Annotated in this window: 21 protein-coding genes and 1 pseudogene; 10 read left to right on the top strand and 12 right to left on the bottom strand. The window is 65.4% G+C overall.

Features of this window, described 5'->3' with window-relative positions; translation table 11 throughout:
- The first annotated feature begins 1 nt into the window (after position 1).
- From D9R12_RS00530 to D9R12_RS15970, 3 genes are read left to right on the top strand one after another with little or no spacing between them, the layout of a single operon-like run.
- The gene (locus D9R12_RS00530; RefSeq protein WP_122226962.1) at positions 2 to 718 is read left to right on the top strand and encodes a flagellar motor protein MotB; all 717 of its coding nucleotides are present in this window, start codon (positions 2 to 4) and stop codon (positions 716 to 718) included.
- Positions 718 to 2,337, top strand: a complete 1,620-nt coding sequence (locus D9R12_RS00525) for an EH signature domain-containing protein (protein ID WP_244671838.1) — start codon at positions 718 to 720, stop codon at positions 2,335 to 2,337. The genes D9R12_RS00530 and D9R12_RS00525 overlap by 1 nt, the downstream gene beginning before the upstream one ends.
- A complete protein-coding gene (locus tag D9R12_RS15970; RefSeq protein WP_244671839.1) occupies positions 2,334 to 5,531 on the top strand; it encodes a DEAD/DEAH box helicase in 3,198 nt (1,065 codons plus the stop codon). Before D9R12_RS00525 ends, D9R12_RS15970 begins: the two co-directional genes overlap by 4 nt.
- On the opposite strand, the pseudogene D9R12_RS15965 reads toward D9R12_RS15970, so the two are convergent.
- The 6 genes and pseudogenes from D9R12_RS15965 to murJ all read right to left on the bottom strand — a co-directional run.
- Positions 5,531 to 5,676, bottom strand: a pseudogene (locus D9R12_RS15965) (transposase); the annotation flags it as partial. The gene D9R12_RS15970 and the pseudogene D9R12_RS15965 overlap by 1 nt on opposite strands.
- 226 nt (positions 5,677 to 5,902) lie before the next feature.
- A complete protein-coding gene (gene ispH, locus D9R12_RS00510) occupies positions 5,903 to 6,853 on the bottom strand; it encodes a 4-hydroxy-3-methylbut-2-enyl diphosphate reductase (protein ID WP_014160985.1) in 951 nt (316 codons plus the stop codon).
- Between the two features lie 113 nt (positions 6,854 to 6,966).
- Positions 6,967 to 7,440, bottom strand: coding sequence for a signal peptidase II (lspA, locus tag D9R12_RS00505; RefSeq protein WP_122227615.1), 474 nt, complete (start codon positions 7,438 to 7,440; stop codon positions 6,967 to 6,969).
- 143 nt (positions 7,441 to 7,583) lie between these two features.
- Positions 7,584 to 10,415, bottom strand: a complete 2,832-nt coding sequence (gene ileS, locus D9R12_RS00500; protein WP_122226960.1) for an isoleucine--tRNA ligase — start codon at positions 10,413 to 10,415, stop codon at positions 7,584 to 7,586.
- Between the two features lie 79 nt (positions 10,416 to 10,494).
- Complete coding sequence (locus tag D9R12_RS00495; RefSeq protein ID WP_122226958.1) at positions 10,495 to 11,445, bottom strand: bifunctional riboflavin kinase/FAD synthetase; 951 nt, start codon at positions 11,443 to 11,445, stop codon at positions 10,495 to 10,497.
- 106 nt (positions 11,446 to 11,551) lie between these two features.
- Complete coding sequence (gene murJ / locus D9R12_RS00490; protein WP_122226956.1) at positions 11,552 to 13,144, bottom strand: murein biosynthesis integral membrane protein MurJ; 1,593 nt, start codon at positions 13,142 to 13,144, stop codon at positions 11,552 to 11,554.
- Between the two features lie 152 nt (positions 13,145 to 13,296).
- Here murJ and rpsT point away from each other — a divergent pair, with 152 nt between their 5' ends.
- A complete protein-coding gene (gene rpsT / locus D9R12_RS00485; protein ID WP_014160990.1) occupies positions 13,297 to 13,566 on the top strand; it encodes a 30S ribosomal protein S20 in 270 nt (89 codons plus the stop codon).
- 305 nt (positions 13,567 to 13,871) lie between these two features.
- On the opposite strand, the gene obgE is transcribed toward rpsT, so the two are convergent.
- The 3 genes from obgE to rplU all read right to left on the bottom strand — a co-directional run bounded on the left by obgE (position 13,872) and on the right by rplU (position 15,708).
- Positions 13,872 to 14,939 carry a GTPase ObgE gene (obgE, locus tag D9R12_RS00480; RefSeq protein WP_122226954.1) on the bottom strand — a complete coding sequence of 356 codons (1,068 nt, stop codon included), beginning with the start codon at positions 14,937 to 14,939 and terminating at the stop codon, positions 13,872 to 13,874.
- Positions 14,940 to 15,114: 175 nt separating this feature from the next.
- A complete protein-coding gene (gene rpmA / locus D9R12_RS00475; RefSeq protein WP_014160992.1) occupies positions 15,115 to 15,375 on the bottom strand; it encodes a 50S ribosomal protein L27 in 261 nt (86 codons plus the stop codon).
- 12 nt (positions 15,376 to 15,387) lie between these two features.
- The gene (rplU, locus tag D9R12_RS00470; RefSeq protein ID WP_122226952.1) at positions 15,388 to 15,708 is read right to left on the bottom strand and encodes a 50S ribosomal protein L21; all 321 of its coding nucleotides are present in this window, start codon (positions 15,706 to 15,708) and stop codon (positions 15,388 to 15,390) included.
- 299 nt (positions 15,709 to 16,007) lie between these two features.
- Between rplU and uvrA the strand changes: the two genes are divergently transcribed.
- From uvrA to D9R12_RS00455, 3 genes are all read left to right on the top strand, one after another.
- Entirely contained in the window at positions 16,008 to 18,959 is a 2,952-nt protein-coding gene (uvrA, locus tag D9R12_RS00465; protein WP_122226950.1) for an excinuclease ABC subunit UvrA, read from the top strand.
- Positions 18,956 to 19,393, top strand: coding sequence for an acyl-CoA thioesterase (locus tag D9R12_RS00460; protein WP_014160995.1), 438 nt, complete (start codon positions 18,956 to 18,958; stop codon positions 19,391 to 19,393). The genes uvrA and D9R12_RS00460 overlap by 4 nt, the downstream gene beginning before the upstream one ends.
- A gap of 115 nt (positions 19,394 to 19,508) precedes the next feature.
- Positions 19,509 to 20,282, top strand: a complete 774-nt coding sequence (locus D9R12_RS00455; protein ID WP_014160996.1) for an enoyl-CoA hydratase/isomerase family protein — start codon at positions 19,509 to 19,511, stop codon at positions 20,280 to 20,282.
- Here the strand turns inward: D9R12_RS00455 and D9R12_RS00450 are convergent.
- The 3 genes from D9R12_RS00450 to D9R12_RS00440 all read right to left on the bottom strand — a co-directional run bounded on the left by D9R12_RS00450 (position 20,272) and on the right by D9R12_RS00440 (position 22,759).
- A complete protein-coding gene (locus tag D9R12_RS00450; RefSeq protein ID WP_014160997.1) occupies positions 20,272 to 21,129 on the bottom strand; it encodes a sulfurtransferase in 858 nt (285 codons plus the stop codon). The genes D9R12_RS00455 and D9R12_RS00450 overlap by 11 nt on opposite strands.
- The gene (locus D9R12_RS00445; RefSeq protein ID WP_014160998.1) at positions 21,126 to 21,926 is read right to left on the bottom strand and encodes a CoA pyrophosphatase; all 801 of its coding nucleotides are present in this window, start codon (positions 21,924 to 21,926) and stop codon (positions 21,126 to 21,128) included. The genes D9R12_RS00450 and D9R12_RS00445 overlap by 4 nt, the downstream gene beginning before the upstream one ends.
- A gap of 98 nt (positions 21,927 to 22,024) precedes the next feature.
- Positions 22,025 to 22,759 (bottom strand): FKBP-type peptidyl-prolyl cis-trans isomerase N-terminal domain-containing protein, encoded by a 735-nt coding sequence (locus tag D9R12_RS00440; protein WP_014160999.1) that lies wholly within the window; start codon positions 22,757 to 22,759, stop codon positions 22,025 to 22,027.
- 176 nt (positions 22,760 to 22,935) lie between these two features.
- On the opposite strand from D9R12_RS00440, the gene D9R12_RS00435 reads away from it, so the two are divergent.
- Genes D9R12_RS00435 through nth form a run of 3 tightly spaced genes read left to right on the top strand, consistent with a single transcriptional unit; the run spans position 22,936 to position 24,802 of the window.
- Entirely contained in the window at positions 22,936 to 23,718 is a 783-nt protein-coding gene (locus D9R12_RS00435) for an enoyl-CoA hydratase/isomerase family protein (protein ID WP_043290518.1), read from the top strand.
- Positions 23,718 to 24,083 carry a hypothetical protein gene (locus tag D9R12_RS00430; RefSeq protein ID WP_122226948.1) on the top strand — a complete coding sequence of 122 codons (366 nt, stop codon included), beginning with the start codon at positions 23,718 to 23,720 and terminating at the stop codon, positions 24,081 to 24,083. Before D9R12_RS00435 ends, D9R12_RS00430 begins: the two co-directional genes overlap by 1 nt.
- Positions 24,080 to 24,802 (top strand): endonuclease III, encoded by a 723-nt coding sequence (gene nth, locus D9R12_RS00425; RefSeq protein ID WP_122226946.1) that lies wholly within the window; start codon positions 24,080 to 24,082, stop codon positions 24,800 to 24,802. The genes D9R12_RS00430 and nth overlap by 4 nt, the downstream gene beginning before the upstream one ends.
- Positions 24,803 to 24,880 lie beyond the last annotated feature (78 nt).

The raw sequence follows: 24,880 nt of genomic DNA, 5'->3' as shown, positions 1-24,880 counted from the left end.
CATGTTTGGGAGCATGGCCCGAGGACGGCGCCGGAACAAAGATGATGGCGAGAGGCCGTTCTGGATTAGCTATGCAGATTTGATGACGGCGATGATGGTGTTGTTCCTGAGTGCCATGGCGGTCACGATCGCTGCTGTAACGCGAGTAGTGGAGGGGCCCGCGGAGATCAGGGCACGGGAAATTCAATCGGTCTGTGAACAATTGGGCCGTGATCTATCGGGCGTACCTGAAATTCAGATCAACTGCGCAGATCAGCGCATCTCCTTCCCAACCGTTGGAACGTTTGGTTTCAACAGCTACCGGCTCCCAGCAGAGGCAGATGGGGCGCTCGCACAGTTAGTCCCCGCTGTTCTGAATGCTGCAGACGGAGAGCTGGGCAAGAAATGGTTGAAGCAGGTCGTCGTGGAAGGATACACCGACACCAAGGGTGGGTATCTTTACAACCTTCATCTAAGTCTGCAGCGATCCGAGTGGGTTCTTTGCCTCTTGATGGATCCGGCAAAGAATAAGAGCCTTGCTCTGAGTGATGAGCAGTTGGCTCGTGTGCGAAAGCTTTTCCTGGCTGGCGGCGTATCGTTTAATAATCAGAGAACAACAGCTGATGAAAGCCGTCGAGTCGAGCTGAGAATTCAGTTCTACGGCATTGACGAGCCCCATTCCGCTCCTGTTGATGCCGGTACAGATGTCATGGCCAGCGCGGATCGGTGCCAGCTCTGATGTTCACCCACGCTCTCCAGAGGATGATGGCACCCGTGCACGAGTTACAGGTGACGCCTGTTCCGCTGAAGCGGCTCAGAGAAGCGGTCAGTGTCATGCGCGAAGAGCTAGGCACTACCCCGGCAGGCTTCGACTCACCTCAGTGGTTCAACAAATCCCTGAGGCGACTCCTCAATGAGGGCGCTAATGCTTTGAGTGAGCGGGATGATATGATCCTCGCGTCTCAATTTGTTGCGAGCTCGGAACTTCTCAACGGACAGTCTATTGCTGCCAGGCAAGACCTTAGCGTCCCGCTAATGCAGCGTTGGCAAAAAAGGATTGGGGACTCTCTGCTTGGTCCTCTTCTCTGGCGCACTGTCTTCGTCGCATATTTTCTTCTCGGTGAAAGCGTGGAGAGGGAAGTCTACAGAGGTTTCCTGCAAAGGACGTTGCCGAAGTTGAAGGCCCAGAGGGTTCCGCCCGGTTGGCTGCCAACAGTTGAAGAACATAAGGATGTGTTCGGCTTAACCCCCTCCAAGCGCTACGTGATTGAGTGGACGGCTGGCGATGAGCGTGCGCTGGACGCGCTGTCAGATCATGTGGAAATACCTGGTAGCAGTTGGTTCTGGGCCGAATTTGTGGGCAACGCGCTCGCGAAGTTGGAAGACATGAACGACGTTGAGTTCGAGCGGAGTTCCCCGCGATTTCTGAGTCTTTTATCTCGATTTCCTAACCAGCAGGACGCTGTTCTTACCGCATTGGTCGAACGTGCAGCCAAGTCCCCAGACAACTTGCTGAATCAGAAGATCCTGGAGCGTGTGATCGATGCGTGGGGCAATCCCCAGCTGGATCTGAGCGATCGATCTCATCGTTGGTCACAGGTATCCGATGAGGCGAGGCAATGGATCTGCCGCTGTTTGGCAGAGGAAGATTTGGCTGATTTCTTCGAGTTGATCAAGAGCTCATCCAGGGTGCTCAGTGCAATGGATCAGCGCCGCTTCGAGTACTGGAAGAGATTCACGGGAAGGATGCAGTTTACAAAGTTGGTCCTTGGCTCGTTTTTTAATTCCACGAGCAATACGGATATTGGCCGTTTCATAAAAAAAAGGCAGGGACGATTGGGATGGCTTACGAGCTCGACCCCGACCAACATCGCAATGTTAATGAAGCTCGGGGATCATTGGTTTGTTGAATTCGCAGAAACCGGCAATGCGTGCTATGGCTACGAAGAAAGCACGCGGCCATTCAAAGTCAACGACAAAAGTCTTTCGCTATATCAGCTGAAGAATCAGCGATTAGCAAAGTACAGGCTCTCGCACCATGGGCCATGGGAGTCTGAGTTTGACCGGACGCTCGCTCGCGTCGGCATCCGGCCAAACGGAGTTCAACAAGGTGGGCGATCGCCGACAAAGAGAGCGGCCAACGCGCCGTCTGCGATAGCTGACGTTGATCAGCTTCTTCCTTCGTTGCCGGCGCACCTTGCACGGGAGCTGTCATTGACACGAAAGGCGATTGTCGATAACCGCAACAAAGGCGGCAGCTATTGGGTTGAACTTAGCTCTAAACCTTCCAATGAGCTGATTGAGGCAATGAATGTGGCCGGATTCAGATTTGCATCCAGCCGAGGGTTCTATCGATGAAGCTTCGCTTTTGGAAGGGGGAGAGCCCCGAGATCATTCCCATGAATGCTCCTGAGTTCTCTGCTGCATCTGACGGTTGGAAAGGAGCGCCAGAGGAAGGGAGTACTCATCCGGGCTCGATCTATCTGTTGCAGCTCGCCGACGAGGGCTTCGCGCTCGAAGATGGAGCTGGCTACCTGATCCCATGGGAAAAGGTCTATGCGCTTCTTTCCGAGAGCGACCACGTATCAAGCTTGCATCTGCTGAAGTTGCCGCAGACCGCCAGGCTAAGCCCCGTAATTCTCTCGCACGGGACCCCAACCGACACAACATTTCGGGTCACGCTTGAAGGGTGGATCGCGGAAGATGGCCAGGCGCTTGTGGCTGAACGTCTTGGCGCGGTGTTGACCACGCCCGGCCAGGATATCTTACTGCCGCAATCAGCTTTTGCGCTCCTAGAGACGATGGCTGAGCTCGCGCAATGCGGCGAAGACTGGGATGCGGACCGCCGTATGTTGCAAATGGGCAAGGTCCAAGAGGCCGCCAGATGGGCAGGTGCGACAATGGATCGCTATTTGGAGCACTCACCGGTAATTGTCGCCGACAAACTTCAGATCCATTTGAAGCAGGATAAGACTGCTGAAACCCAGGTCGTAGAGGTGGAGCCGCATCCCGTTGGCGCGCCGGAGGGGTGGCTTCCGCAATTTGATCGGTATCAATCGGTCCGCGGTCGCTATGACGTTACGGATGCGGAAGGCGGCATGAGTCACGTTGTGCTTTCCAAACAAGTGCGTGAGGTCAGTCGGCAGATCAAATCTATGCCAGGTCGGCGCTTGGCTGGGAAGCAAGCCGACGCCTTTATGCATGACCCATATGTCGTCCTCGGCGAAGTTGCAGCGCAGGTCATCTCTCCGGAGCGTTTCGCTGAAGCCAAACGTGCGGCTGGTATCGAGGAGTGGGAACTAGAGCTCCAGCCTGCAGACGCTGACGGTAGTTGGGATGCAGTGCTGGTTGATCCGGTTGGCGGGAGTGAGAGCGTATTCGCCGGCAGTTTTCACGCTTCCGAATTCGATTCGCTGCTGGGAGAGGCAAGTGGCTCTGAGGGCTTTGGCGTTGCCCGCTGGAAGAAACATCGGGTTCTGCTCTCTGGCCTGACACTTGAAAGCCTTGCACGTCTACGGCAAGCCCACTTCAAGGAAGCGGTTGGCAGCGTGATCGGTGTCGAGACGCTTTTTGACCTGGCCCACTACAGCGATCGCGTCGTCGGTTTCGATGGCAAGCCCATCATCGTGCCAAAAATACAGAACCGTTCGCCTGCTGAGGGCTGGATCGAGGGTGCCGGCCAGTATGTTGCAGTAGACCCTGCTACGGGAGCGGCGACAGAGGGGCGCCTTGGCCCCGATGATGTCCACGAGCTCGGCCGGCGCGTGGACGTGGCGGAACGTGAAGGCCACACCACTGTGTCTGTACCTGGGATCGAAAAGGAAATCCCAACGCCCGAAGCACGAGCCTGGATGAAAGAACTGGCCAAGCCAGCCGGCGAAAAGAGAATTGAGAGCCCCAAGAACCCCGCGCCTGCGGAAAAGCTTTCGCTCAGAATCCTTCACAACATTGAAGGTCTTGAGTACCCAAGTGAGGAAACTCAGCAAGCGCGAGTGAAGGACGTCTATGAAGCGCCTGCTGCGCTTCGTCCGGAAATTGCGCTGAAAGATCACCAGGTCGAAGGCGTCGCCTGGATGCAAGGGCGTATGCGACAGCGGGGTGACGGTGTGCGAGGGGTGTTGCTCGCCGACGATATGGGCCTAGGCAAGACGCTGCAGGCGCTGACGCTGATGGCCTGGTATCGGCAGACTGCGCCAGCGCCTAAGCCGTGCCTGATCGTGGCCCCTGTATCCCTATTGGAGAATTGGAAAGCAGAGATCAACAAATTTCTCGATGGCAGGCAGGGCGCGACAATCACACTCTATGGTGATGACTTGGCCCTTCACCGGCTGAGTGCGCGCGAGATCGGACCTGAACTTCGGGAGTTGGGCGTCAAAAAGGCACTCAATCCCGGCTTTGCACATGGCGCTGCGTTTGTGCTGACCACATACGAGACCTTGCGCGATTACCAGCTCTCCATGGCGCGGGAGAAGTGGGGTGTACTCGTTTGCGACGAGGCCCAAAAGATCAAAACGCCGTCTGCCATGGTGACTCGGGCCGCCAAGGCGATGCAAGCCGATTTCAAGATCGCTTGTACGGGCACGCCAGTGGAGAACTCACTTGCGGATCTCTGGTGTCTCTTCGACTTCTTCCAACCAGGTCTGCTCGACTCCCTGACCAAGTTCACTAAAGTGTTCAGGCAACAGATCGAGCTCAGGTCTGAGGGTCACGAGCAGAAGGTTGAGGTATTGCGCGAGCAGATTTCGCCGTGGGCGCTACGGCGAATGAAGGCCGAGGTTGCAGATCTCAAGCCGAAGACTGAGATACCCTGCGAACTCGCGATGTCAGCCAAACAGCGCGGTCTCTATGCCGCGGCTGCTAGGCAGTTTCGCGAAACAGTTGACTCCGGAAAGGGTGGCAGTACTGCTGCATTGAGCCTGCTCCATCAACTCAGGCAGATTTGCGCCAATCCTCTTGCGGCTGCGGATGATCGATCGGAGTTCCTGCCGCTAGATGAACACCTTCGTCACTCACCGAAGCTGGCATGGCTGGTCGACAGGCTGCAAGAGATTCGGGCCGCGGGCGAGAAAGTCATCGTTTTCACAGAATTCCGTGACATCCAGCGTTTGATCCAACGCGCCATTGCCAGCCGATTGAACTATCAAGCTTCAATCGTCAATGGCAGCACGAGCGTAGAGGCCGGGGCAAATGACTCGCGCCAAGCGATCATTGATGCGTTCCAGGCCAAGCCGGGCTTTGGAGCGATCGTGCTCTCCACAACTGCGGTGGGCTTTGGTGTGAACATCCAGGCCGCAAATCACGTCATCCACTTCACCCGCCCATGGAATCCGGCTAAGGAAGATCAGGCGACGGATCGCGCTTATCGGATTGGGCAAGAAAAGGAAGTTTTCGTCTATTACCCAACCGTGTTGGGCGATGGCTTTGAGAGCTTTGAGGAACGCGTTGCCAAGCGCCTTGCGACAAAGCGTGTGCTATCGAACGATATGTTGGCCCCGGAGCAAGGGCTTACCTTGGAAGAATTTTCGGATTTGTCTCTTGGCTTTTCCGTGTAAGAACTCAACAACCAGATGTGATCCTTGCTCACCACTCCCTTCACAATCCTGATCTCGAACGCCTCACAAGTCTCCCGAACTAAGTCCCGCACCCGCTCCGCAAGGTCACTATCAACACCTTGTAGAGGCACTTCGTCACCCACACGAAGTGCTACTCGATCGCGTACACCGTATGACTACCGTATCTGTACTCCATGGCTACCCCTCCTCGGTTGCAGCCATTGTCGTAGCTAAAGCTGACCGGCTAAAGCCGGTGGTTTAAACCTTTCCGTGAAACACAATTACCCTGCGCATGTCATTACGAATGCGCCGCTCTACCAACTGAGCTATTCCGGCGAGGAGCGCGATTCTAGGGACCGGGCCTGGCCTGGTCAATTGACCAGCTGCAGGCGCAGCTCCTTGGGCAGGGCGAAGACCATGCTTTCCGGTTCGCCGGCCAGCTCGCTGACCCCGCCGGCGCCCAGCTCGCGCAGGCGCTGGATCACCCCGTCGATCAGCACGTCCGGGGCCGAGGCGCCGGCGGTGACGCCGACCTTGCGCTTGCCGTCGATCCAGGCCGGGTCGATCTCCTGCGCACCGTCGATCAGGTAGGCCTCCACACCATCGCGCTCGGCCAGCTCGCGCAGGCGGTTGGAATTGGAGCTGTTGGGCGAGCCGACCACCAGCACCAGATCGCATTGGCGCGCCAGGTCGCGCACGGCGTCCTGGCGGTTCTGGGTGGCGTAGCAGATATCGTCGTTTTTCGGTCCCTGCATGGCGGGGAATCTGGCCCGCAGCGCGGCGATGATGCCGACCGTGTCGTCCACCGACAGCGTGGTCTGGGTGGTATAGGCAAAATTGTCCGGCTGCTCGATCTGAAGCGTGGCCACCCCGGCGATGTCCTCGACCAGGTAGATGCGCCCGGTGCCGCATTCGCGGTCCCACTGGCCCATCGTGCCCTCCACTTCCGGGTGGCCGGCGTGGCCGATCAGGACCACATCGCGACCGGCCCGGCAGTGGCGGGCCACTTCCAGGTGGACCTTGGTCACCAGCGGACAGGTGGCATCGAAGACCTTCAGGCCGCGGCGCTCGGCCTCCTGGCGCACCGCCTGGGACACGCCATGGGCGCTGAAGATGACCGTGCTGTTGTCGGGCACCTCATCCAGTTCCTCGACGAAGACCGCGCCGCGGGCCTTGAGGTCATCGACCACGAAACGGTTGTGCACGACCTCGTGGCGCACGTAGATCGGCGCGCCCAGCGCCTCGATCGCGCGCTTGACGATCTCGATCGCACGGTCGACACCGGCGCAAAAGCCACGGGGATTGGCGAGCAGGACATCCATGGACGCAGTTTAGAGCGAGGGACGCGGGAAGGGGAGTGAGAAACGAAGGACAGCCCTGCAAGCAACGCCACAGGCCGTGAATCTGACCCGCCACGACTCACGCCCCTTTTTTCTCACTCCTCTTCCCTCGTTTCGCGCTTCAACAGTCCGGACAGGGCAATGCCGACGGCCCCGCAGACGATGGCCGAATCGGCGATGTTGAACGAAGGCCAGTAGTGGTCGCCCACGTACCACTGGATGAAATCGATCACGTGGCCATGCAGCAGCCGGTCGATCACGTTGCCCAGCGCACCGCCGATCACCAGCGCATACGGCAGCGCGGTGCGCCAGTCGCCACGCGGGGTCCGCGACAGCCACCAGCCAAGCAGGCCGCAGACGATCACCGCCAGCGCGGTGAAGAACCAGATCTGCCAGCCGCCGGCATTGCTCAGGAAGCTGAACGCCGCGCCGGTGTTGTAGGTCCGGTACCAGTTCCAGAAACCGTCGATCACCTGGACCGCCTCGAACTCGGGCAGGCGCGCCAGGACCCAGGCCTTGGACCACTGGTCCAGGCCGATCACCAGCGCAGAGAGCAGCAGCCAGACCAGCGCCGAAGGCCGGGACCGGGGACCCTGGGCCGGGGACCCGGGAAGATCCGCTCCGCGAGCTCGCGGAAGATCGGCACCAGGGCTCCCGGCCTGCGGCGACCCGCCCGACCCTGCCGGCGCATTGCCCGGCGTCTTGGCTGCGTTCAGAACCACTGCCGGTTCTCGCCTGCGCCTTCGATGTTGTCCACGCAGCGCCCGCACAGCTCCGGATGGGCCGCGTTGGCGCCGACATCGGCCCGGTGCTGCCAGCAGCGCACGCACTTGGGCTTGCTGGTCCGCGCGGCCCGCACCAACACCCCGTCGGCCTGCACCGCACTCACCGTCACGTCGCCGCTGATGAACAGGAAGCGCAGCTCATCGCCCAGTGCCTGCCAGCGCGCGGCAGTGGCCGGCTCGGCGGAGATGGCGATTTCTGCTTCCAGCGCCGCGCCGATCGCGCCGCTGGCGCGCATCGGTTCGAGCACCTTGGCCACCTGCTCGCGCAGCGCCAGCAGTGCATCGACATCGTCCGCCGACAGCGCGGCATCGGCCGGCAGCGGCGCCAGACCGTCGTAGAAGGTGGCGAACAGCACATTGTCCAGGCGCTTGCCCGGCAGGTAGCCCCACATTTCATCGGCGGTGAAGCTCAGGATCGGCGCGATCCAGCGCACCAGGCCTTCGGCAATGCGGTACATCGCGCTCTGCGCCGAGCGGCGCCCGCGCGAGTCCTCCGGCATCGTGTACAGGCGGTCCTTGGTCACATCCAGGTACAGCGAGCCCAGGTCCACGCTGCAGAAGTTCAGCAGCGCCTGGACGATGGCGGCAAAGTCGTAGCGCTGGTAGGCCGCCTTGATCTTCTCCTGCAGCTCCCAGGCGCGATGCACGATCCAGCGGTCCAGCGCGACCATGTCTTGCAGCGGGCGCAGGTGCACGGCCGGGTCGAAGCCATGCAGGTTGCCCAGCAGGAAGCGCGCGGTATTGCGCAGGCGGCGATAGGCATCGGCGTTGCGCTTGAGGATCTCCTGCGACAGCGCCATCTCGTTGCTGTAGTCGGCGCTGGCGATCCACAGGCGCAGGATGTCCGCGCCCAGGGTCTTCATGATGTCCTGCGGCTCGATCCCGTTGCCCAGCGACTTGGACATCTTGCGGCCATGCTCGTCCACGGTGAAACCATGGGTCAGGCACTGCCTGTACGGGGCCGCCCTGTCGATGGCCACCCCGGTCAGCAGCGAGGACTGGAACCAGCCGCGATGCTGGTCCGAGCCTTCCAGGTACAGGTCGGCCGGCTTGCCGAAGCCGCGTTCCAGCAGCACCCCTTCGTGGGTGACGCCCGAGTCGAACCACACATCCAGGATGTCGGTGACCTTGTCATAGTCCGCGGCCTGCTCGCCGAGCAGTTCTGCCGCGTCCAGGTCGTACCAGGCATCGACGCCGCCCTGCTCGACCTTCAGTGCCACCTGTTCCATCAATTCGACCGAACGCGGATGCGGCTCCTGGGTCTGACGATGGACGAACAGCGCGATCGGCACGCCCCAGGTGCGCTGGCGGCTGATGCACCAGTCCGGACGGCCCTCGACCATGCCGGCGATGCGCGCCTGGCCCCAGGCCGGGAACCAGCGCACCTCCTTGATCGCGGCCAGCGCGTCGGCGCGCAGGTTGGCCTGGTCCATCGAGATGAACCACTGCGGGGTGGCGCGGAACACCACCGGGGTCTTGTGGCGCCAGCAGTGCGGGTAGCTGTGGGTCAACGGGTGGAAGGCCAGCAGCGAAGCGTTGGCCCGGGCCAGTTCGCCGATGACCTCGTTGGCCTTCCAGATGTGCATGCCGGCCAGCTCGGTGCCATCGAACGCGGGCGTGGACGGCAGGTACACCCCGCGGCCGTCGACCGGGTTGATCTGGGCGGCGGTGTACTGCTCGACCAGCCCGTATTCCAGACCGACCGCGTAGTCCTCCTGGCCGTGGCCGGGCGCGGTGTGGACCGCGCCGGTGCCGTCCTCGGCCGACACGTGCCCGCCCAGGATCAGCGGAATGTCGCGCTGGGCGTAGAACGGATGGGCCAGCACCAGGTGTTCCAGCGCTGCGCCCTTGGCGTGGCCCTTCACCACCACGCCGGTCACCCCATAACGGGCCAGTGCGCGCTGCGCCAGCGCCTGGGCCACCACCAGCCAGCGCGGCGCGCCGTCACGTGCCGGCCCTTCGACCAGCACGTAATCCAGCTGCGGACCGACGCTCACGGCCAGCGAGGCCGGCAGGGTCCACGGCGTGGTGGTCCAGATCGGCACGGCCACTTCCACCCCCGCCGGAACCTCGACGCCGAAGGCGGCGCCCAGCGCCTGTGGATCGCGCGCGGTGTAGGCCACGTCGATCGCCGGGGACAGCTTGTCCTGGTATTCGATCTCGGCCTCGGCCAGGGCCGAGCCGCAGTCGAAGCACCAGTGCACCGGCTTGGCCCCGCGCAGCAGGTGGCCGTTGGCGATGATCTTGGCCAGGGCGCGGATCTCGTCGGCCTCGAAACGGAAATTCAGCGTCTTGTACGGGTTGTCCCAGTCGCCGATCACGCCCAGGCGCTTGAAGTCCTTGCGCTGGAGGTCGATCTGCTGCTCGGCATATTCGCGGCACTTGGCGCGGAACTGGCGGGCGTCGAGCTTGCTGCCGACCTTGCCGTACTTCTTCTCGATCGCCACCTCGATCGGCAGGCCATGGCAATCCCAGCCCGGCACGTACGGCGCATCGAAGCCGGCCAGATGGCGCGACCTGACGATGATGTCCTTGAGGATCTTGTTGACCGCGTGACCCAGGTGGATGGTGCCATTGGCGTACGGCGGACCATCGTGCAGCACGAACAACGGCCGGCCGCTGGCGTGGGCGCGCAGCCGGGCGTACAGGTCCTGCTCGTACCAGCGCTTGAGCATGTCCGGCTCGCGCCTGGGCAGGTCGCCGCGCATCGGGAAATCCGTGGCCGGCAGGTGCAGGGTGGCTTTGTAGTCGATGCTCACGGAACTGGCTTTCTCGGCGGCTGTGCTTGGGGGCGTCCACGCCTGGCGGCGCGGACATGGGGGCGGACCGGGGCGCGATTCACGCAGTGGCCCTGAAGCGTTCGGTGGACAGCAGCTGGCGCGCCTGGGCGGCGTCGCGCTGCATCTGCGCGGTCAGGGCATCGAGCCCGTCGAACTTCTCTTCATCGCGCAGCTTGGCGACGAACTCGATCCGCAGGTGGCGTCCGTACAGGTCGGCGTTGAAGTCGAACAGGTGCGCTTCCAGCAGCGGTTCGACACCCTGCACCGTCGGCCGGGTCCCGAAACTGGAGACCGATGGCCACGGCCGCTCGGTCAGCCCATGCACCCAGGTCGCGTAGATGCCCGACAGCACCGGCGTCTTGGGAAAGCGCAGGTTGGCGGTGGGAAAGCCCAGCGTGCGGCCCAGCTGCCTGCCGCGCACGACCCGCCCGCTGATCGCGTACGGACGGCCCAACAGGCGCTGCGCGTGGGCAAAGTCGCCCTGGCGCAGCGCCGCGCGGATGCGCGTGGAGGAGACCCGCTCGCCATCGTCGCACCGCACCGGCTCGATCTGCCCGGCGGCAAAGCCCAGCGCGGCACCCATCGCCTGCAGCAGCGCCAGGTCGCCACCACGCCTGTGGCCGAAGCGGAACTCCGGCCCGATCCACACCTCGCGCGCCTGCAGCCGGCCGACCAGCAAGGTGTGGACGAAATCCTGCGCCGACATCGCGGTCATGCGCTGGTTGAAGCGCAGCAACCCGACCTGGTCGGCGCCGGCCTCGAACAGGCCTTCGACCTTGGCCCGCGGCAGGCTAAGGCGCGGCGGTGGATCGTGCGGCAGGAAGAACTCGCGCGGCAGCGGCTCGAAGGTCAGCGCGACCAATGGCACGCCCAGGGCCCGGGCACGCTGCTGGGCGTGGCGCAGCAACGCCCGATGGCCCAGGTGCAGGCCGTCGAACGCACCGATGCACACCACGCTGCCACCCGGGGTCAGCACCCCGCCTTCGACGTCACGAAACAGCCTGCTCATCGCTGGGACATCGGGCCGCGCGGCGCGCGCACCGGCCGACCCGTGAGATCTCTTGGGAAACCCATGAAGTATAGCCGCCACGCGCCGGCACAAGCCCGCGCCTGGGTCAGTGCTCGCGCAGATCGCGTGGACGGAATCCCAGCAGCACCTGCACCGTGGCGTAGGTCGCCGCGCCGGCCGCCACCAGCGCCAGCAGCAGGCCGATGCGATGCCACTTGTCCATGCCGGTGAAGTCAGGCAGCCAGTGCAGCCCGGCGCCGACCACCGCCGCCATCGCCACGCACGACACCACCAGGCGCAGCAGGAACCGGCCCCAGCCCGGCTTGCGCTGGTAGACGCCACTGCGCCCCAGCCAGCGCCAGAGCAAGCCCAGGTTGATGAAACTGGCCACGGCACTGGCCAGGCCCAGGGCCAGGTGCAGGCCGGGCGTTTGCGCCAGGGCAGCGGTCACACCCAGCGCGCGCACTTCCGGCTTGACCATGACCTGGTACAGCACGGCCAGGAAGATCAGGTTCAGCACCATGTTGGCGATCAGTGCTGCCACGCCTGCACGCACCGGGGTGCGCGTGTCCTGACGCGCATAGAACGCCGGCAGCACGATTTTCAGCAGGGCAAAGGCCGGCAGGCCAAAGCTCAGGCCGAACACCGACATCGCCGCCATGCGCGTGTCGAACGCGGTGAACTTGCCGTACTGGAACAGCGTGGCCACCAGCGGCGTGCTCAGCAGCATCAGCCCGACCATCGCCGGCACCGCGATCAACAGCGTGGTCCGCAGCCCCCAATCGAGCGCGTTCGAAAAGCCGCTTGCATCGGTGCGTACGTGATGGCGCGACAGCGCCGGCAGGATCACCGTGCCCAACGCCACCCCGAACACGCCCAGCGGCAGCTCCAGAAACCGGTCGGCCTGCGACAGCCAGCTCTGCGAACCGGCAAACAGGTACGAAGCGATCACCGTATCCAGCAGCAGGTTGATCTGGGCCACCGACGAGCCGAACAGGGTCGGCACCATCAGGGTCAGCACCCGGCGCACGTCCGGATGGTTCCAACCCCAGCGCGGCATGGCCAGCAGGTTGATGCCGCGCAGCGCCGGAACCTGGAACAGCAGCTGCAGCGCGCCGGCCGCCAGCACGGCCCAGCCCAGCGCCAGGATCGACATGCCCATGGCCGGGGCCAGCCACAGCGCGCCGGCAATCATGCACAGGTTGAGGATCACCGGGGTGAGCGCCGGAATGGCGAAGCGATTGAAGCTGTTCAGCGCCCCGCCCGACAGCGCGGTCAGCGAGACGAACAGCAAAAAAGGAAAGGTCAGCCGCAGCAGGTCGACGATGGTCCGGAACTTGGCCGGGTCATCGACCGAGCCCGGATTGAAGATCATCGCCACCTGCGGGGTGAAGATCAGCCCCAGCGCCGTCACCAGCAGCACGATGCCGCCCAGGGTGCCGGATACCCGCGCCATCAGCTCACGCAGGTCCGCGTGTGGACGGGTTTCCTTGACCTGCGTGAACACCGGCACGAAGGCGGTGGAGAACGCGCCTTCGGCAAACAGCCGGCGCAGAAAGTTCGGGATCCGGAAGGCCACCCAGAACGCATCGGTCACCGCATTGGCACCGAAGCTGTAGGTGATGGCCTGGTCGCGGACCAGCCCCAGCACCCGTGAGACCATGGTCATGCTGCTGAAGGACAGCACCCCGCGCAGCATCCTCGGCGGGCTCACCCGCCCTGCCCCGCCAGCCGGACACCATGCCGTGGCCGGCTCACGCCCGTTGCCTTGACCCAACCCATTGAATAGCCCATAATTTCCCGTTCGTTTTTCCGTCCGCCGTCAACCCCAAGAATTCTCAGGATCCCAACGTGGCCAATATCAAGTCCGCCAAGAAGCGCGCCAAGCAGACCGTCGTGCGCAACGCGCGCAACGTCGCCCAGCGCTCCATGCTGCGCACCGCCGTCAAGAAAGTCATCAAGGCGCTGGACGCCAACGACGCCGCCGGCGCCGAAGCCGCCTTCGCCACCGCCCAGCCGATCCTCGATCGCTTCAGCGCCCGCGGCCTGATCCACAAGAACAAGGCCGCCCGTCACAAGAGCCGCCTGGTCGCGCGCATCAAGGCCCTCAAGGCCGCGTGACATCTGACTGACGGCAGGGCAACAGGAAACCCGGCTTCGGCCGGGTTTTTTGTGGCCCACCCTCCCTGGCGGCCACCCTTCGGGCCGTTGCTGCGCAACGTCAAAAATCGCTCCAGGCGATTTTTTGTGGCCCACCATCCCTGGCGGCCACCCTTCGGGCCGTTGCTGCGCAACGTCAAAAATCGCTCCAGGCGATTTTTTGTGGCCTGCACGCCTGCCGCCTGCAGTTCCAGGGGTGCCAGACGGCCAGGCCCGCTCGGCGCCGCGAGGGCCCAACCCAGGAAACGGGAAAGCACAGCCAGTGCTCAGCCGGCGTTGCGCGCAGCCTCGAGCGCGTCCTCGCGCTGGCGATCGAAGAAGGCCATCACATCCTTCATGATCGGGAAGGTGCCCTCGCGCGAGATCGCCGAGGTCACATACCACGGCCCGGTCCAGCCCAGTTCCTCGACGATGGCCTTGGCCCGCGCGGCCGCCTCGTCGGCGAACATCAGGTCGGCCTTGTTCAGCACCAGCCAGCGCGGCTTGTCCAGCAACTGCGGGTCGTGCTTGCGCAGCTCGCGTTCGATCGCCCGGACCTGCTCGGCCGGAGAGACGGTCACGCCGGTCCCGGCGAATTCCTCGGCCACCGGCGCCATGTCCACCAGGTGCAGCAGCAGGCGGGTGCGCTGCAGGTGGCGCAGGAACTGCGCGCCCAGCCCCGCGCCTTCGGCCGCGCCCTCGATCAGGCCGGGAATGTCGGCGATCACGAAGCTGCGGTGCGCCTCGACACTGACCACGCCCAGGTTGGGATAAAGCGTGGTGAACGGATAGTCGGCCACCTTTGGGGTGGCCGCCGAGACCGCCCGGATCAGCGTGCTCTTGCCGGCATTGGGGAAGCCCAGCAGGCCCACGTCGGCCAGCAGCTTCAGTTCCAGCTTGAGCAGGCGCTGCTCGCCTTCCTCGCCCGGGGTGGCCTTGCGCGGCGCACGGGTGATCGAGGACTTGAAATGCATGTTGCCCAGGCCGCCCTTGCCGCCGCGGGCCACCAGCAGCCGATCGCCATGGGCGACCAGGTCGCCGATGACTTCGTCGGTGCCGACATTGACCACCATCGTGCCGACCGGCACGGTGATCACCAGGTCCTGGCCCGCCTTGCCATACATCTGCCGGCCCATGCCGTTCTCGCCGCGCTGGGCCTTGAAGTGACGCTGGTGACGGAAGTCGACCAGGGTGTTGAGGTTCTCGTCGGCCTGCAGCCAGACGCTGCCGCCGTCGCCGCCGTCGCCGCCGTCCGGCCCGCCCAGCGGAATGAACTTCTCGCGGCGGAAGCCGACGCAACCATTGCCGCCGTTGCCGGCAACGACCTGGATTTCGGCTTCATCGACGAGTTTCATGGGATCGGGACCGCAAAAAGGAAAGAGGATTGGCCAGCGCACCAGGCGCCGGCGGAAAATTCTAGCGGCTGCGACCCCACCGGGCCTTGCCGCGCCAGGCCGCCGCGCGGATGCGCCAGCGCATGAAACGAAAAACCCCGCCGAAGCGGGGCTTTCGCGGCGCTGTCGCGAAGGCTTACGCCTGGGCCAACACACTGACGGTGCGGCGCTTTTTGGCGCCCTTCACCGAGAAGTCGACCTTTCCGTCGACCAGCGCGAACAGCGTGTGGTCGCGGCCCAGGCCGACGCCCTGGCCCGGATGGAACTGGGTGCCGCGCTGGCGGATGATGATGTTGCCGGCTTCGATGGCCTGGCCACCGTAGACCTTCACGCCCAGCATCTTCGGGTTGGAATCGCGGCCGTTGCGCGAGGAACCTACGCCCTTTTTATGTGCCATGAGTGCTTCTCCTTACTGCCTGCTGCCACCGGCGATGCCGGTGATCTCGATTTCGGTGTAGTACTGCCGGTGCCCCTGCTGCTTCATGTGGTGCTTGCGGCGGCGGAACTTGATGATGCGGACCTTGTCGGCACGGCCCTGCGACTTGACGGTCGCGGTGACGCTGGCGCCCTTGAGCGCCTCGCCCAGGGTGATGCCGTTTTCGTCGCCCAGCATCAGCAGGGTGTCGAAGGTGATGTCCTTGCCGACTTCGGCGTCGAGCTTCTCAACGCGCAGGGTTTCACCCTGCATGACGCGATACTGCTTGCCGCCCGTGACCATAACTGCGTACATGGGTGTTTCCTCTAGGTGTTGGCTTTTCGTAGTTATTCTCATGCCTGCCGCCCATCGAGGGGCGCACAGAGCTGGCAATGATAGCTGGATCAGTGACTTGGAGCAAGTCACCGCATGAACCGGACGTGCAGGCCAGGCCTTGGCCCGCGCGCCCCGGCCCCGACGCCGGCAATGCCTGCACCGGCTCTTCCAAACACCTCGATTGCCCCCATACAGGGGACTCGCTAGGCTGACCGATTCGCACTGGATCCACACGCGCCAGCGCTCCCCTTCCCTGCACAGGCCAGACCCCCAAAGGCATGGACAGCATCCGCATCCGCGGCGCACGCACCCACAACCTGAAGAACATCGACCTGGACCTGCCGCGCGACAAGCTGATCGTGATCACCGGCCTGTCCGGGTCGGGCAAGTCCTCGCTGGCCTTCGACACGATCTATGCCGAAGGCCAGCGCCGCTATGTCGAATCGCTGTCGGCCTACGCCCGCCAGTTCCTGAGCGTGATGGAAAAGCCCGACGTGGACCACATCGAAGGCCTGTCGCCGGCCATCTCGATCGAGCAGAAGTCCACCTCGCACAATCCGCGCTCGACGGTGGGCACGATCACCGAGATCTACGACTACCTGCGCCTGCTCTACGCCCGCGTGGGCATCCCGCGCTGCCCGGATCACGGCTATCCGCTGGAAGCGCAGACGGTCAGCCAGATGGTCGACCAGGTGCTGGCGCTGGACGGCGAGCAGCGCTGGATGCTGCTGGCGCCGGTGATCCGCGAACGCAAGGGCGAGCACGCCCAGGTGTTCGAACAGCTGCGTGCACAGGGCTTCGTGCGCGTGCGCGTGGACGGGGCACTGCATGAAATCGATGCGGTGCCGCCGCTGGCGCTGCGGGTCAAGCACACCATCGAGGCGGTGATCGACCGCTTCAAGCCGCGCCAGGACATCAAGCAACGCCTGACCGAAAGTTTCGAGACTGCGCTGAAGCTGGGCGAGGGCATGGCCGCGGTGAGGTCGCTGGATGATCCGGCTGCCGCGCCGCACCTGTTCTCCTCCAAGTATTCCTGCCCGGTCTGCGACTACTCGCTGCCCGAACTGGAGCCGCGCCTGTTTTCCTTCAATTCGCCGGTGGGCGCCTGCCCCAAGTGCGACGGCCTGGGGGTGGCGCAGTTCTTTGATCCGGCCCGCGTGGTCGTGCATCCGGAGCTGTCGCTGTCGGCCGGCGCGGTGCGCGGCTGGGACCGGCGCAACGCGTACTACTTCCAGCTGATCGCCTCGCTGGCCAGGCACTACAAGTTCGACGTCGATGCGCCGTGGATGATCCTGCCGGAGAAGGTCCGGCAGGCGGTGCTGTACGGCAGCGGCAACGAGCTGGTGTCCTTCACCTACCTCACCGAATCGGGCGGACGCAGCCAGCGCAAGCACAAGTTCGAAGGCATCCTGCCCAACCTGGAGCGCCGCTACCGCGAGACCGAGTCGGCGGCCGTGCGCGAGGAACTGGCCCGGTACATCAGCGAGCAGGCCTGCCCCGAATGCGGTGGCGCGCGCCTGAACCGCGCCGCACGCAACGTGTTCGTCGCCGACCGTGCGCTGCCGGAAATCGCGGTGCTGCCGGTCGACCAGGCGCTGGCGTTCTTCACCGGCCTGAAGCTGGCCGGCTGGCGTGGTGAAGTCGCGACCAAGATCGTCAAGGAGATCGGCGAGCGACTGGGCTTTCTGATCGACGTGGGCCTGGATTACCTCACCCTTGAACGCAAGGCCGATACGCTGTCCGGTGGCGAAGCCCAGCGCATCCGTCTGGCCAGCCAGATCGGCGCCGGCCTGGTCGGGGTGATGTACGTGCTGGACGAACCGTCGATCGGCCTGCACCAGCGCGACAACGAGCGCCTGCTCGGCACCCTCACCCGCCTGCGCGACCTGGGCAACACGGTGATCGTGGTCGAACACGACGAGGATGCGATCCGCGCGGCCGACCACGTGCTGGACATCGGCCCCGGCGCCGGCGTGCATGGCGGCGAGATCGTCGGCCAGGGCACGGTCGCCGACCTGCTCAAGGCGCCGCGTTCGCTGACCGGCCAGTACCTGTCGGGCAAGCGCCGGATCGAGGTGCCCAGGACCCGGCACAGGCCCAACCCGGACATGACCCTGCGGCTCACCGGCGCCAGGGGCAACAACCTCAAGGGCGTGGACCTGGAGATCGCCGCGGGTCTGTTCACCTGCATCACCGGCGTGTCCGGCTCGGGCAAGTCGACCCTGATCAACGACACCCTGTACGCGCTCAGCGCCAACGCGATCAACGGTGCTTCGCATCCGGTGGCGCCGTTCGGCGAGATCCATGGCCTGGACCTGTTCGACAAGGTCGTGGACATCGACCAGTCGCCGATCGGGCGCACGCCACGCTCCAATCCGGCCACCTACACCGGCCTGTTCACGCCGCTGCGCGAGCTGTACGCACAGGTGCCCGAGGCGCGCGCGCGCGGCTACTCGCCGGGGCGTTTCAGCTTCAATGTCCGTGGCGGCCGCTGCGAGGCCTGCCAGGGCGATGGCCTGATCAAGGTGGAGATGCACTTCCTGCCCGATGTCTATGTGCCGTGCGATGTGTGCCACGGCAAGCGCTACAACCGCGAAACCCTGGAGATCCTCTACAAGGGCTTCAACATCAACGACGTGCTGGAAATGACCGTCGAGGATGCGCTGAAGCTGTTCGAGCCGGTCCCCTCGATCGCGCGCAAGCTGGAAACGCTGATGGACGTGGGCCTGAGTTACGTCAAGCTGGGCCAGAGCGCGACCACGCTGTCCGGCGGCGAGGCCCAGCGGGTCAAGCTTTCCAAGGAACTCTCGCGCCGCGACACCGGGCGCACGCTCTACATCCTGGACGAGCCGACCACCGGCCTGCACTTCCACGACATCGAGCACCTGCTGGCGGTGCTGCACAAGCTGCGCGACGACGGCAACACCATCGTGGTGATCGAACACAACCTGGACGTGATCAAGACCGCCGACCAGGTGGTGGACCTGGGCCCGGACGGCGGCCACCGTGGCGGTACCATCATCGCCACCGGCACGCCGGAGGAGATCGCGGCCAACCCGGCATCGCACACCGGCCGGTTCCTGGCCAGGCTGCTGCCGCAGACCGCGGCCAAGGCGACCAGGCCAGCGGCAATGGCCAAGGCCGAGGTACTGCCGCCGCGCATGGCCGCCAAGGTCGCGGCCAAGCAGGCGGCGGTGAAAAACAAGATCAAGAAGAAGGCTTCCTCATGAGCGATCACAACGACACCGTCCACGTCCCGCGCCCGGTGCTGGCGCGCATTCCGATCAGCGTGCGCTGGCGCGACATGGATGCCTACGGCCACGTCAACAACGCCAAGTACGTTTCCTATCTGGAGGAAGCGCGCGTGCGCTGGCTGCACGGGGTCACCGACATTTCAAAGATGGGCAGCGGCGTCTCGCCGGTGGTGGCCAATACCCACGTCAACTACCGCCTGCCGATCGTGTGGCCCAACGATATCGTGGTCGAGCTGTTCATCGAGCGCCTGGGCAACTCGAGCATGACCATCGGCCATCGGATCGTGGCCGACAACGACGATACGGTCGTGTACGCCGATGGCCACGTCGTGCTGGTGTGGATCGACACGGCCACCGGCAAGAGCGCGCCCCTGCCCGATGCGGTGCGCGCGGCGAGCACGGTCGCCTGAGGCGGCAGCATCCCGGGGAGCGGATCGGCCCTGCCGCTCCGCCTGCCGCCACCTCCATACCGCGGCGCACGGCGGGCTATCATCCCAAGTTGACCGCTTCCGGGAGGGGCCCGCAATGTCCGAACTGATCCAGGTGGTGCAGCACGACGATGTGCGCGAACTGCGCATGGCCCGCGCACCGGTCAACGCGCTCGACGATGCGCTCTGTGCGGCCCTGCTGGAGGCGCTGCAGGGCGCATTCGACGACGGCGTTGCCGGCGTCCTGCTGTCGGGCAACGAGCGCGTCTTCTCGGCCGGCCTGGACGTGCCGTCCCTGCTCTCGCATGGCGACGACCGCGCTGCGCTGCATGCCAGCTGGAGCGCGTTCTTCAACGTTGCCAGGACCCTGGCCGGCGCGCCGATGCCGGTCGCCGCTGCACTGACCGGCCACGCGCCCGCAGGTGGCTGCGCGCTGGCGCTGTGCTGCGATTACCGGGTGATGACGCGCAGCGCCGATCCGGCGCGGCCGCTGCAGATCGGCCTGAACGAAACCCAGGTCGGCCTGGCCGTGCCGGACGGCATCCAGCACCTGATGCGGCGCGTGGTCGGGGTGCATCGCGCCGAACGCCTGCTGGTGACAGGGGCGATGATCCCGGCCGAACAGGCCGAGGCCATCGGACTGGTCGACGCCCTGGCCGACGATGCCGCTGCCACCGTGGCTCAGGCCCTGCGCTGGCTGCAGGAGATGGCCCGGCTGCCGCGGGCACCGCAGCGCAAGACCCGCCAGATCGCCCGTGCCGACGTGCGCGCGGCGCTGAACCGCGTGGACCTGGACGAGTTCATCAACGACTGGTACCAGCCCGATGCGCAGGCCGCGCTGCAGGCGATGGTGGCCCGACTCAGGAAGTAGTCGCGATCGGACGCGCCGGATCGGAAATCCAGCCACTCCACGAGCCGGGATAGACACGCGGGCCCGCCAGGCCGGCATGTTCGAACGCCAGCAGCAGATGGCAGGCGGTGACGCCGGAACCGCACATCAGCACGACCTGGTCCGGCGCGTGCGCGCCCAGCAATGGTTGCAGCTCACCGCGCAAGGCATCCGGGTCGCGCAGGCGGCCCGCGTGGACGTTGTCCAGGTACGGGCGGTTGACCGCACCCGGCACGTGGCCGGCGATGCGGTCCACCGGTTCCTGGCCACCGCTGAAGCGTTCGGCCGAGCGCGCATCGATGAGCCAGCCCGGCGCCTGGTGCAGGCGCGCGGCCACTTCCCCGGTGCCGGCAATGCGGGCGCTGTCGTAGCCGCCCGGATACGGCGGTTGCCGAGGCGGCCACTGGAGCTCATCGGTCAGCGCCAGGCCGCCCGCCTGCCAGGCTGCCAGACCGCCATCGAGCACCGCCACCTGCGCATGTCCCAGCAGCCGCAGCAGCCACCACAGGCGCGCGGCGGCCATGCTGCCGTCGCCGGCGTCGTAGACCACCACCTGATGCCGGGGCGCGATGCCCCAGCGCCCGAGCGTCCCGGTGAATGCGTCCACTTCCGGCAACGGATGCCGGCCCTGCCCCGACGCGACCCTGGACAGATCGGCCAGGTCCTCGTTGAGATCGGCGTAGACCGCATGGGGCAGGTGCGACTGCGCATACGCCGCGCGCCCGGCACCAGGATCGGTCAGCACGAAGCGCGCATCGACGATGCGCAGGTCCGGATCATCCAGATGCAATGCCAGCACGGCCGGATCGACCAGCGTGGTCCAGTTCATGCAACCGCCTCCAGGCGACGCCGCAGGTTGTAGAGGATGGCCGCGGTCGCGCCCCAGATGCGCTGCTCGGCCCAGTCGTATTCCAGCACGGTGCGCGGGCGGCCCTTCAATTCCAGGGCCACGCTGCGCAGGTTGTGTGGCGCCATCAGGTAGTCCAGCGGCACTTCGAACACCTCGGCCACCTCGCCTGGATTGGGCAGCGGCACGAACCCGGGATGGATCACCGCCACCACCGGGGTGACCAGGAAGCCAGTGATCGTGGCAAAGGTGTCGAGCAGGCCGATCGGTTGCACCTGGGCGCGCTTGAGCGCGATTTCCTCATCGCTCTCGCGCAGCGCGGCGGCCACGGCATCGGCATCGCCGGCATCGACGCGGCCACCGGGGAAACTCACCTGGCCGCCGTGCTGGCGCAGCCCGTCGTGGCGACGGGTCAGCAGCACGGTGGTCCCCGTGCTGCGCGGCACCAGGCCGGCCAGCACCGCCGCCGCGGCCGGCGGACCTGGCGGCAGGAGCCCTTCCAATTGATCGGCGTTCCAGCCGCGCGGCGCAGGGCGCGCATCCAGCGGATGCAACGCGCGTTGCAGGGCGTCGTATTCCGGCAACAGGATGTGCAGATCGTGGGGCATGCGTGCGCGTTCGGGCAGGCGTTCCGTCAGCGCCTTGCGTGCATCATCGCCCATCTGCGGCCAGGCGGCGATCTCTTCCAGCGCGCGCAGGCAGCCACGGCACAGGCCATCGCCACGCAGCGTGCACAGGCCGATGCAGGGCGACAACGTGGGGCCGGTGGCGGGGAACATCGGATCTACCTTGCTGTGGGTACGGGCATGGCCATGTCCAAAACGACGATGCGCCGGACAGGCCGGCGCATCGTCTTGGTCATGCAGTCGGCGTCAACTTACTTGGCGACGCTGACCAGCTTGACGTCGAAGACAACCGCCTGGTTCGGGCCGATCGGCGACTGCGGGGTATTGCCGTAGGCCTTTTCCGGCGGCATGGTCACTTCCCAGCGCGAACCGGCCGGCATCTGCAGCAGTGCATCGCGCAGGCCTGCCAGGGGGATCTCGCTGACCTTCAGGCTGGCCGGCGGCGGCGGGGTGGTCTGGCCCTCCCGCGGGCTGAAGGTGTCGACGAAGGTGCGGCCATCGGACAGCGAGCCCTTGTACTGGATGGTCACGGTGCTGGCCTGGGTCGGCTTGGCGCCGCTGCCGGCCTCCACCACACGGTACTGGACGCCGCCGGGCAGGGTCTGCACCCCGGCCTTGGCCTTGTTCTGCGCAAGGAAGGCGTCGGACTTGACCTTGTTGGCGGCAGCGGCCTGTTCGAAGGCGGCCTTGGCCTTGGCCTGCTGGCGCGCTTCCATCTGCTGGACCGCGTTGCGCAGCTGGTCGACCGGCACGGAAGGCTCCTTTTTCGCATAGCCTTCGCTCAGGGCCTTCTGCACGGTGGCCAGATCGATGGACTCACCGCTCTCGATCAGGTTGCGACCCAGGTCGTAACCCAGCGCGTAGCTGAGCGCGTTGCGCTCCGAGCCCGCAGTGGACGCCGGTGCGGCGGGTGAGGTCTGTGCGGCAGCGGTGCCTGCGGCCAGGGTCATGGCCAGCACGCTGGCAGAAAGCAAACGCAACTTCATGTCTTACAAACCTCCGGGGTTTATGGGAATGGGCTCGCGACCGGCGGCCCAGATTGACGCGCTAGGATAGCCCTGCCCGAACTTAACAGCCAGTGAGGCATTGCCGGCATTGACTCGGTCCTGGGACGCAAAGTTCCGGCTTTACCTTTTATTTACGAAAAAACAAGGCTCCCCATATGGACCAAACACCTGTCTTGACCACCGATTCGGGCGCAATCCGCCAGATCACCGTCAACCGCCCCGACAAGCTCAACGCGCTCAACGCGGCCACCATCGCCGCCCTCACCCAGGCCTTCCAGGCGGCCGAGGCCGATCCGGCCGTGCGCGTGGTGGTGCTGACCGGGGCCGGTGCCAAGGCCTTCGTCGCCGGCGCGGACATCGGCGAGATGGCCGACATGGGCGCCATGGCCGGACGCGACTTCGGTCTGCGCGGCCAGCTGCTGATGCGCACCATCGAGACCCTGACCAAGCCGGTGATCGCCCGGGTCAACGGCTTTGCGCTCGGTGGCGGACTGGAACTGGCGATGGCCTGCCACCTGCGCATCGCCGCCGACACCGCCAAGGTCGGCCAGCCGGAAATCAACCTGGGGCTGATCCCCGGCTTCGGCGGCACCCAGCGCCTGCTGCGCCTGGCCGGCCGCGCCGCGACCCTGGAACTGTGCCTGCTGGGCGCGCCGATCAGCGCCGCGCGCGCGCTCGAGCTGGGCATCGTCAATGAAGTGGTCACCGCCGATGCGCTGGATGCGCGCGTGCAAGCGCTGGCCGTGCAGCTGGCCAACGCCGCCCCGCTGGCGCTGCGCGCGATCCTGGAATCGGTGATCCACGGCGGCGAATGCGCGCTGAGCGAAGGCCTGCAGTTCGAAGGCGCGCAGTTTGGCCTGATGTTTGCCACGCAGGACATGCGCGAAGGCACCGCCGCCTTCGTCGGCAAGCGCAAGCCGAGCTTCTCGGGCCGTTGATGAGCGGCATCGACCACGACTGCAGGCCGCTGCAGCAGCTGGCCGTGTTGCTGGCCGACGGCCAGGTCGATGCGGCGATCGAGGCCGGCCTGATGGAGGCGCCCCCCCGGCCGCAGTGCGCCCAATGCGCCAGCGCCAGCCGGCAGGTCCAGGCCGCACAGCAACGCCTGCGCAAGGCCTGGGCCGCACGCGAACGTTACCGCGCACGCGGCGCACGCCTGACCCGGCGCGCGGCCGAACGCCAGGCCCGCCGTGCGCCGCCGCCTGCGCCTTCGAACACCCCGGTTGCACCCGCCCTGCCGCCGGCCGTGGCCGCGGCGCTGGCACGTGCCAGGGCGCGCGCGGCCGGAACACCAAACGGGTGAGCACCAAGGCCGCACGCCGCGCCCGCACGCTCACGCGCGCGCAGATCGAAGAGATGTTTTCGCGCCTGGCCGAGCTCAATCCACAGCCGACCACCGAGCTGGAATACAGCTCGCCATTCGAACTGCTGATCGCGGTGATCCTGTCGGCCCAGGCCACCGACGCGGGCGTCAACAAGGCCACCGGCAGGCTGTATCCGGTCGCCAACACGCCGCAGGCGATCCTGGAGCTGGGCGAGGAAGGGTTGAAGCGCTACCTGTCCACCATCGGCCTGTTCAACGCCAAGGCCAGGAACATCATCGCCACCTGCCAGATCCTGGTCGACCAGCATGGCGGGCACGTGCCGCGCCAGCGCGAGGCATTGGAAGCCCTGCCCGGGGTCGGCCGCAAGACCGCCAACGTGGTGCTCAACACCGCCTTCGGCGAGCCGACCATCGCGGTGGACACGCATCTGTTCCGCGTCGCCAACCGCACCGGGCTGGCGCCCGGCAAGGACGTGCGCGCGGTCGAGGACAAGCTGGTCAAGGTGATCCCGGCCCGTTACCTGCACAACGCGCACCATTGGCTGATCCTGCACGGGCGCTACGTGTGCAAGGCGCGGCGTCCGGACTGTCCCAACTGCGTGATCCGCGATCTGTGCCGGTATCGAGACAAAACCGCCGGCCAACCCGGGGATGGCGGGCCTGTGGCGCGTGCAGCGCGATCGCTGACACCCGCCTGACGGCCGGTCCAGCAGCAGCACGGTCCTGCTGCTCAGGCGCCGGGTGTGGCGGCCCGGCCCACCGGTCAGGCGGTGCGC

Origin of the sequence: Pseudoxanthomonas spadix, from assembly GCF_003703395.1 — a bacterium.
In the GTDB taxonomy this organism is placed as follows: Bacteria; Pseudomonadota; Gammaproteobacteria; order Xanthomonadales; family Xanthomonadaceae; genus Pseudoxanthomonas_A; species Pseudoxanthomonas_A spadix.
This window is presented reverse-complemented; position numbering and strand designations above follow the sequence as displayed.